This is a genomic window from Streptomyces sparsogenes (genome assembly GCF_001704635.1).
In the GTDB taxonomy this organism is placed as follows: domain Bacteria; phylum Actinomycetota; class Actinomycetes; order Streptomycetales; family Streptomycetaceae; genus Streptomyces; species Streptomyces sparsogenes.
Window position 1 is genome coordinate 1 of sequence record NZ_MAXF01000227.1, and the last position, 12,736, is coordinate 12,736.

The 12,736-nt window shown below is 68.9% G+C and carries 13 protein-coding genes; 7 read left to right on the forward strand and 6 right to left on the reverse strand.

What is annotated here, in order from left to right; translation table 11 throughout:
* Positions 1–312: 312 nt before the first annotated feature.
* Positions 313–786, reverse strand: coding sequence for an integrase core domain-containing protein (locus BBH68_RS40160; protein WP_104531510.1), 474 nt, complete (start codon positions 784–786; stop codon positions 313–315).
* Positions 787–1,115: 329 nt separating this feature from the next.
* Here BBH68_RS40160 and BBH68_RS37335 point away from each other — a divergent pair, with 329 nt between their 5' ends.
* Positions 1,116–1,760, forward strand: coding sequence for an HAD family hydrolase (locus BBH68_RS37335; protein ID WP_065968358.1), 645 nt, complete (start codon positions 1,116–1,118; stop codon positions 1,758–1,760).
* 6 nt (positions 1,761–1,766) lie between these two features.
* Here BBH68_RS37335 and BBH68_RS37340 read toward each other — a convergent pair whose 3' ends face one another.
* Positions 1,767–3,041: a DegT/DnrJ/EryC1/StrS aminotransferase family protein gene (locus BBH68_RS37340; RefSeq protein WP_065968359.1), complete on the reverse strand. Its 1,275-nt coding sequence runs from the start codon at positions 3,039–3,041 to the stop codon at positions 1,767–1,769.
* A 400-nt stretch (positions 3,042–3,441) separates the two neighbouring features.
* Here BBH68_RS37340 and BBH68_RS37345 point away from each other — a divergent pair, with 400 nt between their 5' ends.
* Positions 3,442–4,797: a GMC family oxidoreductase gene (locus tag BBH68_RS37345; protein ID WP_245738500.1), complete on the forward strand. Its 1,356-nt coding sequence runs from the start codon at positions 3,442–3,444 to the stop codon at positions 4,795–4,797.
* A gap of 65 nt (positions 4,798–4,862) precedes the next feature.
* The gene (locus tag BBH68_RS37350; protein WP_065968361.1) at positions 4,863–6,110 is read left to right on the forward strand and encodes a DegT/DnrJ/EryC1/StrS aminotransferase family protein; all 1,248 of its coding nucleotides are present in this window, start codon (positions 4,863–4,865) and stop codon (positions 6,108–6,110) included.
* 108 nt (positions 6,111–6,218) lie between these two features.
* On the opposite strand, the gene BBH68_RS37355 is transcribed toward BBH68_RS37350, so the two are convergent.
* Entirely contained in the window at positions 6,219–6,989 is a 771-nt protein-coding gene (locus BBH68_RS37355; RefSeq protein WP_065968362.1) for an inositol monophosphatase family protein, read from the reverse strand.
* Between the two features lie 79 nt (positions 6,990–7,068).
* Here BBH68_RS37355 and BBH68_RS37360 point away from each other — a divergent pair, with 79 nt between their 5' ends.
* The 4 genes from BBH68_RS37360 to BBH68_RS37370 all read left to right on the forward strand — a co-directional run bounded on the left by BBH68_RS37360 (position 7,069) and on the right by BBH68_RS37370 (position 9,522).
* Positions 7,069–8,019 (forward strand): phosphotransferase, encoded by a 951-nt coding sequence (locus BBH68_RS37360; protein WP_065968383.1) that lies wholly within the window; start codon positions 7,069–7,071, stop codon positions 8,017–8,019.
* 27 nt (positions 8,020–8,046) lie between these two features.
* Positions 8,047–8,454, forward strand: coding sequence for a hypothetical protein (locus BBH68_RS43755; protein WP_245738501.1), 408 nt, complete (start codon positions 8,047–8,049; stop codon positions 8,452–8,454).
* Positions 8,455–8,661: 207 nt separating this feature from the next.
* Positions 8,662–8,907: a hypothetical protein gene (locus tag BBH68_RS43760; RefSeq protein WP_245738502.1), complete on the forward strand. Its 246-nt coding sequence runs from the start codon at positions 8,662–8,664 to the stop codon at positions 8,905–8,907.
* A gap of 12 nt (positions 8,908–8,919) precedes the next feature.
* Complete coding sequence (locus BBH68_RS37370; protein WP_065968363.1) at positions 8,920–9,522, forward strand: dTDP-4-dehydrorhamnose 3,5-epimerase family protein; 603 nt, start codon at positions 8,920–8,922, stop codon at positions 9,520–9,522.
* Between the two features lie 30 nt (positions 9,523–9,552).
* Here BBH68_RS37370 and rfbD read toward each other — a convergent pair whose 3' ends face one another.
* The 3 genes from rfbD to BBH68_RS37385 all read right to left on the reverse strand — a co-directional run bounded on the left by rfbD (position 9,553) and on the right by BBH68_RS37385 (position 12,628).
* Positions 9,553–10,467 (reverse strand): dTDP-4-dehydrorhamnose reductase, encoded by a 915-nt coding sequence (gene rfbD / locus BBH68_RS37375; protein ID WP_065968364.1) that lies wholly within the window; start codon positions 10,465–10,467, stop codon positions 9,553–9,555.
* Positions 10,468–10,537: 70 nt separating this feature from the next.
* Positions 10,538–11,527 carry a dTDP-glucose 4,6-dehydratase gene (gene rfbB / locus BBH68_RS37380; protein WP_065968365.1) on the reverse strand — a complete coding sequence of 330 codons (990 nt, stop codon included), beginning with the start codon at positions 11,525–11,527 and terminating at the stop codon, positions 10,538–10,540.
* Positions 11,528–11,560: 33 nt separating this feature from the next.
* Complete coding sequence (locus tag BBH68_RS37385) at positions 11,561–12,628, reverse strand: glucose-1-phosphate thymidylyltransferase (RefSeq protein ID WP_065968366.1); 1,068 nt, start codon at positions 12,626–12,628, stop codon at positions 11,561–11,563.
* Between the last annotated feature and the right edge of the window lie 108 nt (positions 12,629–12,736).

The following is a 12,736-nucleotide window of genomic DNA, read 5'->3' on the forward strand; positions in this document are numbered from 1 at the left end:
CCGGACTCGGTGTGCTCGCCGGTCGGAGCAATCACTGCCGGGCGCATTGGATGGCTTGCCGCTGGACGATGGGGAGCGGTGTCACCGCTCTCGGTGCAGCACTGCCTCGTTCCTGTGTCCGGACTGAGCTGCCTCGGTAAGTGTGCGCAGCTTGTACTGCGGCGGGACACCCGGGCGGGGCTTGGCGCTGGGTTACTGGTTCGACCAGTTGTTCGCGCTGGTCATCTGAGGGTGGGGTTCTGCGCTCGCCGTGGGAGGGGCGTAGTGCTTCAGAATTGCTTCATCGGTTGTGAGCTGGGATTTTTCCTATGGTCAGCTGGCTCTGTGGTACTCGTTGATGAGGCTGGCGACGGCTTGTCGGCGTTTGATCCTGGCTGCTGGCAGGGGGATGACGTCCGGATTGTCGCTGGGCGCGAGTTGGTCTCGGCCTTGGTGGGGTCGGTGGTTGTTGAAGTGGCGTGCATAGTCGTGGAGGATCTTCTCGGCGTGACCACGGCCGAAGAGCAGGACTCGGTCGGTGCACTCTTCCCTCGCCGGGCGGGTGAATCGTTCTGCGCATGGGTTGCAGTTGGGGCTGCGTGGAGGGACCTTGGCCACGGTGGTGTCCTCGCTGGCGAACACGGCGTCGAAGGCGGCCGTGAATTCCGCGTCTCGGTCGTGGATGAGGTGAGTGAAATCTGCGGCGGGATCGCCGGGTTGCCACAGGAGTTGCCGGGTCTGCTGAGTGACCCATGCGGCGGTGGGATGGGCGGTGATGCCGAGGATATGGACGATGAGGGTGCGCACCTCTTATCGGCCGTGAACACCATGCGGCAGAGAGCAAGCCTCCAGTTCATCGCAGTCCGGGACTGGCTGGGCGTCAGCTGCATGCTCAGCGAGCGGCCGGGATAGCCGACGGTCCCTCTGCCCAGTCTCTGCTCGACGGGACGGAGAGCGGCTTCGTGACGTATGCCAAGGGCGCGCGGCAGCCGAGCGTTCTCACACGGGCGTGACACCGAAGGACATTGCTGCCAGCAATCTGTGAATTGCCTCCAAGGAGCTTGTCGTTGAGAAGCAACAGAACGGAGTCTCCGGAGTATGGTTGCTCCGGAGCTGAGTTGAAGAAAGGTGGCAGAATGATTCGAACGCTTTTCGTTGACGCCGGTGGCGTGCTCTTCAACAACATCAACGAGGAAACAGAATTCCTTGCCCGCGTGGCTGATCGCCATGCTGTGGACAGGGCGGATCTGGCCTGGCGTGCCATGGCTGCGGCACGGGTCTACGAAAGCGGGAGGAAGCATGTGCACCAGGTATTTCACCGGCTCGTCGGAGGACATTCCTGGTCGGGCCGGGGAATTCTCGACACATGGTGGCTCGATCACACCTACATGGACTGCGTGCGCGCCTACCACGACAATGCCCGGGTGCTGCGGGAGCTGCGCGAGGAACTGCCGGATCTGACCCTGGCGCTGACGAACAACGAGGCCGAGCACTGGGATCGGCTCAAGGACGAGGTGTACGGACACCTCAGCATGTTCGACGTACTCTGCTCATCCTGGCGGGTCCACCGGGTGAAGCCGGCCCGGGCGTTCTTCGAGGAGGCCCTGAGCCGGTGCCGGACGACGGCCGATGAGACATTGCTCGTCGACGACCGCCTCCCGGTGCTGCGGGCGGGAGCCGCCCTTGGGTTGCGCACCCTGCATATCTCCACGCCGGACGTGCTCGCCGATCGGTTGAGGTCGCTCGTCCACGGCCACGCGGAGCCGACCGGCGTGCTGTGACGCCCGTCAGTCGGCCAGCTCTCCGACATGGGCGAGGACCTTCTCGAACGCCACCGCTATGTCGCCGATCGCGTCGAGCGGGGCCAGGAGCACTTCATGGCCGAAGCTGACCACGCTCTCGTGGATGCGCTTGGCGGCCGGAAGATCGAAGCGGGCCGGGTTCACCCGCGCCGCGTACTCGCGGTCGAGGGCGAACCTGCGCCGCGTACTGGGGCGGTTGAGCGGATTGTCGTTGAGTGGCCGGTGCGTCTGCATGACCGCGAAGCCCAGTTCGGCGGTGAGTGCCTGGGCGATGCGGTCCGCGGGAGCGACAGCCAGCACATCGTCCGGAAGCCGCACCGCGTAGCGGTAGTAGGACCGCTCCGTCGTCTCGGCCGAGGTGGCCTGCGGGGTCAGGCCCAATGTGCTCAGACGCGCGCTCAGATGGTCGGCAGACCGGCTGCGGCGCGCGTTCTGCCCGTCGAGGAGATCGAGCTGGTCCACCAGTACGGCCGCATGGAACTCGGACAGACAGGCGTTGCTGCCCATCAGCCGGCCCGTCTCCAGCAGCTCCATCTCGCCCACGTCCACCGCGTCGCGCCGCAGGATCCTGCCGTCCGCACGCAGATGCTCCGCCCGGATCGCGACCTCGGGGTCGTCCGTGATCACGGCGCCGCCCTCGCCGCAGGTCAGCAGCTTGCTGCCCTGCATGCTGAAGGCTCCGGCGGCGCCGAAGGCGCCCACCGGCCAGTTGCCGTACCGCGCACCGTGCGCATGGGCGCAGTCCTCGATCAGGGGCAGACCGTAGCGCTCGGCGATGCCCAACAGCGCGTCCAGGTCCGCGACGGCCGAGTAGGCATGGACGACGGTGATGGCCCTGGTCCGGTCGGTGACGGCCGCCTCCACTGCCGCCGGATCCAGGCAGTACGTCGACGGATCAACGTCTACCAGGACCGGCACGGCGTTGATCCCGAGTACCGCCGAGGCGGAGGCCACCCAGCTCAGCCCCGGAACCACCACCTCGTCCCCGGCACCGACCCCGCACGCTTCCAGGGCGATGGCCAGCGCGGCCGTTCCCGTTGCGACCGGCACGCACAGGGTGGAATTGCAGTACTCCGCGAATGACTCGGCGAATTGACGCTCGTAGGACTGCCGTCCCTGATAGGCACAACTAATGGTCCATCGACCGCTCGTCAGTACGTCTTCGAGACTTTTCAGCGCCCGGTCTCCCGGCTGCGGCCAGCGGGGCCACTCACGGTCGGTCAGCCGAGGCCCACCGGAGATTGCCAGAGACTTTCCCATGGTTGTCCTCGCTCTTCGGGAGTGCGACGGAAGTCCTTGGAATTTACGCACCCCCGCAGACGTACGCCACAACGCCGGGGTTCCTGATTCGATGCTGCCGCTCGTTCGAGTGAGGAAGTCGCGCACTCGAACGGCTGGGTACGCTTCGGTGGTCGAACGATGAGGATCACACTCGTGCCCTCATGACCGGCGACCGTAAGAACAACGGTGGGAAACTGCGCGCGAGGAGCCATGCATGCCCATCAATCCCGTTTCGAAGAACGATCGTCGTCGGGCGTCTTTCGCGTCGGCAGCCGACGGAGTCCCGGAACGCGCTGGGATCGTGGTGGTGGGAGGCGGCCTCGCGGGGCTGGAAGTCGTCACGGCGCTTGCCGAACACAATGCGCAGGACATCCTCCTGTTGGAGTCCGGCCCAGGCGACGACCTGGCACACATCCACCTAAGCCTTCCTCAGGACCAGGCCACGGAAGCGGTCTTCGCTCCCGAGAACGACCCTTGGTTCCACCGGCCCTGGGAGTCCGATTCGGCGCACTACACAGGCATATCCGGACTGCGCCGCAGACTGGGCGGCCGGTCACTGTACTGGCACGGGGTGGTCCTGCCCCTGGAGGACTGGGCGTTGAGCGCTCCTTGGTGGCCCTCCGACGTTGTCGCCGACCTCACCAAGAGCTGGCGGGGCGGTCCTTCACTCTATGAACGCGTCACCGGCGACCTGCGGAAGTGGAGCTTCCTGACGCCCAGTTCCGCCGAGGGGGTCCGCACCTTCGGCGGGCAGGACTTCCTGCCGCTCCCGCGGGCCTGCCGCCACTCGTCCGGCGACGGACGCTGGGAGGCGTACACCCCCCTCGCCCGATGGCGCCGCGCCGACGGCGGTCCGCGGCCGCCTGCCGGCGTGCGCGTCGTGTGCGAGGCGGAAGTCCTGGCCGTGCATGTACACGACGGCGTCGCGCGCGGGGTACTCGTGCGTGACGCCGACGGTGCGACCACCACCGTGACCGCCGACGCCGTGGTCCTGAGCGCCGGCACCGTGGAGAGCACACGCCTGGCCGTCCAGGCCCTCACCGAGCACGGCAGCCTCCCGGAACCGAGGCTCGGCGGCCTCGCCGACCACATCGTGCAGGGTTTCGTCGTCCGCTTGCCCGCCACCGCCGCCGCTCGGGTCCCCGAGCCGGGCTCCTACTATGTGCCGGCCGATCCGGTCTCCCGCTCCTACCTCCGGCTGGACGTGCGGGACACCGCGCCCGGCGAACTCCTCCTGGACGTCCGGGTCACTGGAGAACAGTTCCCCAATCACGAGAGTTCCGTGGAGTGCGTGCCCGCGCCCGCCCTGCCGTGGCGGACCCGGATCCATGCCGCCCTGCACCCGCAGGACCGGGAACTCGTCGCCGCACAGCGCGAGACCCTGCGCGCCTTCTGGGGGCACCTCGCCGAGGACCTCGGACTCCCCGCCATGCCTATGGAGTTCACCGTGTACGGAGACCCCGCACGGGACAACACCCGAGTGCTGCCCAGCCGCACGCGGTCCCAGGCGGTGGGGGTGCCGGAGACCTGGACCAGCCTGCTGGGCACGGAGGACCACGAGGGGGGGAGCCTGCCGCTCGGGCAGACCCTGACGTCTCGTCACGAGTTCGCCGACCTGCCCGGCCTGTACGCCGCGGGACCCGCCGTCTTCCCGCGGCTGGGCGCGGCGAACCCGTCCCTGACGACCCTCGCGCTCTCGCGCAGGCTCGCCGCGATACTCGCCGGCGCGGGGTGACGCCACGGCCCGCCGACGGCTCCACGACCAACACCATCAGCCCGTGCCATATCAAGGGAGGAACAGTGCCGGGACCGGGATACCGCTTCTTCGGAGACGAGGAACGGGGCAACGTACGGGCCGTGCTCGACCGTTGGTGTGCCGACCGGGAGGCCTTCGACGACCCCGGTGAGGCGGACATGGTCCGCCGCTTTGAGAGGGCCGCGGCCGACCGGTTCGGCGTCGCGCACTGCCTCGGCGTCAACAGCGGCACGTCCGCGCTGATCGCCGCCCTTGTCGGACTGGGGATCGGCCCGGGCGACGAGGTGATCGTGCCTGGCTACATGTTCGTCGCGTCGATCGCGTCGGTCCTGCACTGCGGCGCCGACGTCGTGCTCGCCGAGATCGACGAGTCCCTCACCCTCGACCCGGACGACGTACGGTCGAAGATCACCCCCCGTACCAAGGCGATCATGCCGGTGCACATGCTGGGTGCGGGCGCCGACATGACTGCTCTGCGCCATATAGCCGACGAACACCAAGTGCACCTCCTCGAGGACTGCGCGCAGGCCGCCGGGGCCGGCCATCGGGGCCGCCCGCTGGGCACCATCGGCCGTGCCGGGACCTTCTCCCTCAATCACTTCAAGGTCATCACCTCGCTCCAGGGGGGATTCGTCCTCACCGACGACCCGCTGGTCTTCCAGCGGGCCTATTCCTTCCACGACCAGGGCTGGTTCCCGTACCGCGAGGACCACGGCGAGGGCGACCGGCTGCTGGGCATGAACCTCGGCCTCGGCGAACTGCACGCCGCGGTGGCCCTGGCCCAGTTGGGCAAACTCGACCGGATCCTGGACCGGGTCAGAGCGGTGAAGCGGCAACTCGTCGAGCGCATCGGCGAGCTTCCCGACGTACGCCGCCGGCGCCTGCACGACCCGGCAGGGGAGTGCGGCACCGTCGCCGTCTACGTCTTCGACCACGCCAAGCACGCGAGGGACGTCGCGGAACGCATCGGCGCCAAACCACTCCTCGACTCCCCGACCCACTACTACGGCAGCCTGCCCGCGCTGGCCGCCTTCGGCCGCGGCGACCGGCGGCCCGTGCCGTTCCGGGCTCCCGGGCCCGGACGGTGGCCGCGCAACTACGAGCGGGGCGCGCTGCCGCGAACCGACGACATCCTCGCCCGCTCCGTCGCGCTGGCGACCGGGGTGTCCGACGGATACCTGGGAGCCGGGTTCGGGGTGCACCCGGGCTCCTCGGAGGCCGAGATCGACGCCGTGGCCCAAGAGTTCCGCCGGGCGGTCCTGGGCGCCAAGGCCAGCACCGCGCGCCGCTGACAACACCGGTCAGGAGCGAAGGTCCCGGACTCGCCGCGACGCGGTCACGAGAGGACAGTCGGCCGAACCGAGCACAACACGCGCCGCGCCGGGCCCGCGACCGCCCGGTCATCCGGTCACCTCCCGTACCAGATCAACCAGTTCGCGTGCGAGGCCGTCCGCCGTGTACACCAGCCATGGCCGGTCGATCCGTCCGCCGCCGTGCAGATCGTCGACCTCCCCGCCGGCCTCCCGTACCAGGAGCGCGGCGGGGGCCCGGTCCCAGACATTGCCTCCCTCGTCGACGATCCCCGCCACGCGTCCCTCAAGGAGGTCGGCGACCAGACACACCGACGAGTCCACCCAGAGCATTCGGTCCCGCACCGTCTCGAAGGGGGAACCGGGAAAGAGGAAGCCGCCCACGCGTGCCCGGTCGAGCGGGACGGCGAACCTCGGGATGCCCAACCGGTTGGTCGTCGAGAGCGGTTGGGCGGAGGAGGAGGCAAAGGCACCCGCGCCGGACCGCGCCCACCAGCGCATGCCCTCGGTCGGCCGGCTCAGGATCCCGATCCGCAGTTCCCCGTCGATCTCCAGGGCCACATGAGTGCCCCAGTCGCGCCGACCCTCCAGGAACGGAATCGTGCCGTCGATCGGGTCGATGATCCAACGGCGGGCGGACGCCGACAGCGCGCCGCTCTCCTCACTCAGCACCGCGTCCCCCGGCCGCTGCGCGGCGAGTACCGCGAGAACGGCCTTCTCCACTGCGAGATCCGCCTCACTGACCGGACTTCCGTCGGCCTTGTGGCGCGAGAGGGGTTCGCGCCCGAAATGGCGCAGGGATATCTCGTCGGCCAGATCCACCAGCTGGTGGGCGAGAAGCAGATCGGCATCGGTTTCCATGGGCGTACTCCGCCTTTCAGGCCGGTCGCGACGAGGACAACGGTTCTGTTCTCCAGGGAGGTTGAACACTCGGGTTGTGATGTTAGCCTTTGGCATGCTCTTGGAAAACAAGCTCGTGGAACGCCAGAGTCTTCTTCGGCTCGTGGCGGAGAAATTCCAGGACGTCGTGCCTGTTGATGACAGAATGGAAGAACTGGAGTTTCTTCCGCTCGGCGAGGACAGCTGGTCCTATCGATACGGCCCTTTGTGGATCAGTGTGCGCCGTGATCTCGACGGCCATTTTCCCGGCGCCTATGAAGCGGCCCTTCTGATGAGTGCGGCGGGCAAGGAGTTCGTCCTCGCCCCGCTCTCCGGCTGCGACGGCAGTGTGGTCCACGAGGTTTCGGGACTGCCGGTCGTGGTCTTCCCCTACGTCGAACGCGCGGCTGCTGCCCCGGACGCGTCCCCCACCCCCGCTCAACTCGAAGTGCTCGTCCGTCAGCTGCGGGAGACGCACCGTTTCTCCTCTCCGGCCGAACTGGCCGCCGACCTCCCCGTGGAGGACTTCCGCTTCCCCTTCGAAGCCGATCTGGAGAAGGCGCTGCACATCGCGCTCGACGAGGCGACGGACGGCCTGGGCCCCTACGGCAGCCGGCTCACCGCACTCGTGGGCCGACGCCGGGAGCACCTGGCCGCCCTGCGCCGGGAGGCGGCACAGGTGGCCGCTCGCTGCGCCGACCTGTGGGACGGTGAACCCCCCGCCATGACCCACGGTGACCCGAGCCCGGCCAACGTTCTGTTCGACACGGGCGTCGACATCCTGGACTGGGGCGGGACGATGTGGGCCCCACCGGAACGGGACTGGGCGGCTGTCGCGAGGGCGTTCGGCGTGCTCCCGGACGGTCGCGAGGAGTTCCTGCGGTTCTACGAACTGCGCTGGCAGCTTGCCGAGATCGCTGAGTACGTGGCCCGGTTCGCCGCACCGCACACGGGCGACGCCGACGACCACGCCATGTGGGGACGGCTCATGCGCTACCTCCCCGCCGGCTGAACGGACCGCGAAGAGAGGAGGTCACGCATGCGCCTGGTCGCCGTCCCCAACGAAGGGGACCCGCTGGAAGAGATCGTCGTTGGCGCGGTCGCCGACGCCGCTGCCCCGGCCGCCGAACGGAGCATGTGCGCCGTCGGACACGCCGGGTACGGCCGATCTGCGATCACCCCCTCGATGCCGTATCCCGACCGGGTGGAGGAGACCGAGGAGGAGCTGGAGAACTTCTGCGGGGAACTGAGGGGACCGGGTGTGACAGTCCGGCCTCCCCGGCCCCTCGACCACGGGGTCCGCTCCGCAGCTGCGGAGCGGCGGACGGACGCCTTTCTGGACTGCCGTCCGCGTGACAGACTGCCGGCCGCCGGTGGGACGATCATCCGGACGCCGACGGCCTCCGGGGCCCCGGGCCGGAGCCGCCCGCTTGCAGGACGCTTCTGATGGAGTACTTCACCAGCAGCAGCGCATGGATCTCGGCGCCCAGGCCGTGTTCGACCGATGCCATGTACGACCCGACGGCACCGGCCGGGGAACGGCTACCCGGACTCGACCCGGTCTTCGATGCCGGCGATGTGCTGCGTCTGGGCACCGATCTGCTCTCCCCCGTCTCCGACAGCGGCAACCTGCTCGGCGCGCGGCCCGGAACCGGTGGACACCGGATTCGTCGGCGGCAGCGCGCACCGCTCGGTGTGGATCGGGGCGAACATTCTCGTCGTCCGCCCGGGACTCGTGATCGGGGACCGCCGGCAGAGGCACCTCATGCGCGTCCTGGAGAACAACGGCATCGACGTACTGCCGCTTCAGCTGACCCATTTCCGGGCACTCGGCGGCGGATTCCAGCGCGCCACTCTCGATGTGCGTCGAGCCGGAACACCGGAGAAGTACCGCTTCTGATGAGGAGCAGTGATGCGTCCGCTCAGTATTGAAGGTGCCTGGCTGGTCGAGACACGGACTTTCGGCGACGAGCGGGGAGAGTTCCAAGAGCTCTTTCGCGGCGAGCCGTTGAGCGAGACCATCGGCCATGAATTCGGCGTCGCGCAGGTGAATCGCTCCGCCTCCCGCAAGGGTGTTGTGCGAGGCGTGCACTTCGCCGACGTGCCGCCCGGCCAGGCCAAGTACGTCACCTGTCTCACCGGTGCCGTACTCGATGTCGTGGTCGACATCCGGGTCGGCTCGCCCACCTATGGAACCTGGGAGACGATCCAGCTGGACGACCCCCGTCGCAGCGTGTATGTCGCGGCCGGGCTCGGGCACGCCTTCATGAGCCTCACCGAAGGTGCCACCGTCGTTTATCTCACCTCCGAGGGCTACGCACCGCAGCGGGAGCACGCTGTCCATCCCCTGGACCCGCGGCTCGGCATCGCCTGGCCGGCCGGTATCGAGCCCGTTCTCTCCGAGAAGGACGCGGCGGCACCGGGCCTCGAAGAGCTGGAACGACGCGGAAGGTTGCCCGACTTCGCGGCGTGCGTGACGCTCCATCGGGCGCTGCGACAGCGGGTCGCCGACTGATGCCCTGGGCGGGACGCTCCGGCGCGGGCCTCAGCGTACCGGTACGTGGTCCCCGTCCGCTGGGCGGTGCAGCGTGGGGAACGCCTCGGCCAGCGCGCTGCGCCAGTCGCGCATCGGGTCCAGCCCGGCGTCCCGCCACCGCTCCTGGCCGAGCACGCTCCAGGCCGGTCGGGCGGCGGGGCGCGCCAGTTCCCGGCTGCTGATCGGGCGGACCCGGCCGGGGTCGGTGCCGAGCAGCCGGAACACCTCCCGCGCCAGGGTGTACCAGGTCGCCCGGCCCGAGTTGGTGGCGTGGTAGACGCCGGCGGGCGCCGTGCCGCTCAGCGCCGCGGTGCCGAGCGCGATGAGCCGGTCGGCGAGATCGCCGGTCCAGGTCGGCCCGCCGTGCTGGTCGTCGACGACTGCCACCGTGTCCTGCTCGGCCGCCAGCCGGATCATCGTGGAGACGAAGTTCGCGCCGCCGGCTCCGTACAACCAGGCCGTCCGCACCACATAGCCACTGTCCGGCAGCGTGTCGAGCACGGCCCGTTCACCGGCGAGCTTGGTCCTGCCGTACACCGTGCACGGCCCGGGCGGGTCCTCCTCGCGGTACGGGCGGTCCAGGACTCCGGCGAAGACGTAGTCTGTGGACAGCTGGAGCAGCAGGGCGCCTGTCGCGCGACAGGCCCGGGCGAGATGTCCGGGGCCCTCTCCGTTCACCTTCATGACCTGTCCGTGCCGGCTCTCCGCGGCGTCGACCGCCGTCCATGCCGCGCAGTTGACGACCACTGCGGGCCGATACCGGGCAATGACCGCCCGCGCACCGGCCGGGTCCGTGATGTCGAGGGCGTCGCGGCCGAGCGGGAACACCGGCACCCCCCGTCTTTCGAGGCGTGCGGTGAGTTCCCGCCCGAGCATGCCGGCGGCGCCGGTGACGAGCCAACCGGTGCTGGACGGCAGGGACATGGTGATGACCTCCGAGGGCTGGGGGAGCGGCCCGGCGGCCGCCCCGGGAACGATCCGAACGATCGGACTCCTACGCGGACGGGCCGTGCGGCTCGTCGAGCGTCTGCCACCAGGAGCGGTTGGCGCGGTACCAGGCGACAGTGGCCTCCAGACCGGTACTCAGATCCATCGTGGCGGCGTAGCCGAGTTCGTCGCTGATCCGGCTGTGATCGACCGAGTAGCGGCGGTCGTGACCCTTGCGGTCCTCGACGTACTCCACGCTGTCCCAGTCCGCGCCGCAGGCCTTCAGCAGCAGGTCCACCAGGTCCCGGTTGCTGAGCGCGGTGCCCCCGCCGATGTTGTAGACGCGCCCCGCCCGTCCGCGGGTGCGGACCGCCTCGATGCCGCGTACGTGGTCGTCCACATGCAGCCAGTCCCGGACGTGCAGGCCATCGCCGTACAGCGGCACCCTGTGCCCGTCCAGCAGCCGGGTGACGAAGCGGGGGATGAGCTTCTCCGGGAACTGGTACGGGCCGTAGTTGTTGGAGCAGCGGGTGACCCGTACGTCGAGGCCGTGGCTGACGTGCTGGGCGAGGGCGAGCAGATCGGCCGACGCCTTGGAGGCCGAGTAGGGACTGTTGGGACGCAGCGGATCGTCCTCGGTCCAGGCCCCGTGCTCCAGCGAGCCGTAGACCTCGTCGGTCGACACCTGCACGAACGGTGCCACGCCGTGCCGCAGCGCCGCATCGAGCAGAGTCTGGGTGCCGACCACGTTGGTTCGTACGAACGCGGTGGCGTCCAGCAGAGAGCGGTCCACGTGCGACTCGGCGGCGAGATGGACGGCCTGGTCCTGGTCGGCCATGACCCGGTCCACCAGCGGGGCGTCACAGATGTCGCCCCGGACGAACCGCAGCCTGGGGTGGTCGAGCACGGGGGCGAGATTGGCGAGGCTGCCCGCGTAGCTCAGGGCGTCCAGCACGGTGACGACAAGATCGGGTGGGCCCTTTGGGCCGAGCAGTGAACGGACGTAGTGGGAGCCGATGAACCCGGCGCCGCCGGTGATGAGCAGACGTGTGGGCATGCGCGGTGTGCCGCCTTGGGTCGGGGACGGTGGTCAGGAGGAGATCTGAGCCTTGCTGTGGTCGCCGAGAACGAGACGGTGGGCATGCGGCACAGGCGGCGCGGGGGTCACCTGGACGTGCCGGCCGATGAGGGACGCCTCGATCCGCCGCACCCCGGAGATGGAGGCGTTGCGCAGCACGATGGAGAACTCCACCTCGCTGTCTTCCACCAGGCAGCCCTCGGCGATGGAGGTGAAGGGCCCGACGTAGGAGTCGGCGACGACCGTGCGGGCGCCGATCACCGCGGGGCCGACCACGCGGGAGTTGCGGATGACGGCGCCCTCGTCGACCTGGACGCGTCCGATGAGTTCGCTGCGCTCGTCGACGAGGCCGTTGCAGCGGGGCTCGACCGTCTCCAGGACCAGCCGGTTGACCTCCAGCATGTCGCTGACGTTGCCGGTGTCCTTCCAGTAGCCGGTGATCAGGGTGGACCGTACGTCCCGGCCCTCGTCGATCAGCCACTGCAGCGCGTGGGTGATCTCCAGCTCGCCCCGCCAGGACGGCTCGATCGCCCGCACGGCCTCGTGGATCGCGGAGGAGAAGAGGTAGACGCCGACCAGGGCGAGGTCGCTCTTCGGCCGTGCCGGCTTCTCCTCCAGGCGGCGCACCCGGCCGGATCCGTCCAGTTCGGCCACACCGAAGGACCGGGGGTCGGACACCTGGGTGAGCAGCAGATGGGCGTCCGGCCGGTGGGTCCGGAAATGGCGTATGGGGTCGGCGATGCCACCCAGGACGAAGTTGTCGCCGAGGTACATCGCGAAGTCGTCGTCGCCCAGATAGGCGTGGGAAATGCGGACGGCGTGAGCGATTCCCAAGGGTTTGTGCTGGGTGATGTACGTGATGTCGAGGCAGAATTTCGATCCGTCTCCTACGGCCTCCGTTATTTCGTCGACGGTATCCCCGACCACAATCCCGACGTCAGTTATCCCGGCGGCGGCGATGGCCTCCAGGCCATAGAAGAGAACGGGTTTGTTGGCGACCGGGACCAATTGCTTGGCCGATGTGTGGGTGATGGGCCGCAAACGGGTGCCGGCCCCTCCGGCCAGTACGAGCGCCTTCATCGCTTTCTCCCTGCGTGACATGAGGCCACGGATGGGCAGGCGGACGTGCGAGATGGCCCGCCGCCGTATGGATGGCTGAAAGTCATCCGTCTGTGGCGTGTTTCTTTT

Excerpts from the sequence above, each read along its gene's own strand:
- BBH68_RS37335 (WP_065968358.1), top strand. The coding sequence starts at position 1,116 with ATGATTCGAACGCTTTTCGTTGACGCCGGTGGCGTGCTCTTCAACAAC.
- BBH68_RS37340 (WP_065968359.1), bottom strand. The coding sequence starts at position 3,041 with ATGGGAAAGTCTCTGGCAATCTCCGGTGGGCCTCGGCTGACCGACCGT.
- BBH68_RS37355 (WP_065968362.1), bottom strand. The coding sequence starts at position 6,989 with ATGGAAACCGATGCCGATCTGCTTCTCGCCCACCAGCTGGTGGATCTG.
- BBH68_RS37360 (WP_065968383.1), top strand. The coding sequence starts at position 7,069 with ATGTTAGCCTTTGGCATGCTCTTGGAAAACAAGCTCGTGGAACGCCAG.
- BBH68_RS43755 (WP_245738501.1), top strand. The coding sequence starts at position 8,047 with ATGCGCCTGGTCGCCGTCCCCAACGAAGGGGACCCGCTGGAAGAGATC.
- BBH68_RS37370 (WP_065968363.1), top strand. The coding sequence starts at position 8,920 with ATGCGTCCGCTCAGTATTGAAGGTGCCTGGCTGGTCGAGACACGGACT.
- rfbD (WP_065968364.1), bottom strand. The coding sequence starts at position 10,467 with ATGTCCCTGCCGTCCAGCACCGGTTGGCTCGTCACCGGCGCCGCCGGC.
- rfbB (WP_065968365.1), bottom strand. The coding sequence starts at position 11,527 with ATGCCCACACGTCTGCTCATCACCGGCGGCGCCGGGTTCATCGGCTCC.
- BBH68_RS37385 (WP_065968366.1), bottom strand. The coding sequence starts at position 12,628 with ATGAAGGCGCTCGTACTGGCCGGAGGGGCCGGCACCCGTTTGCGGCCC.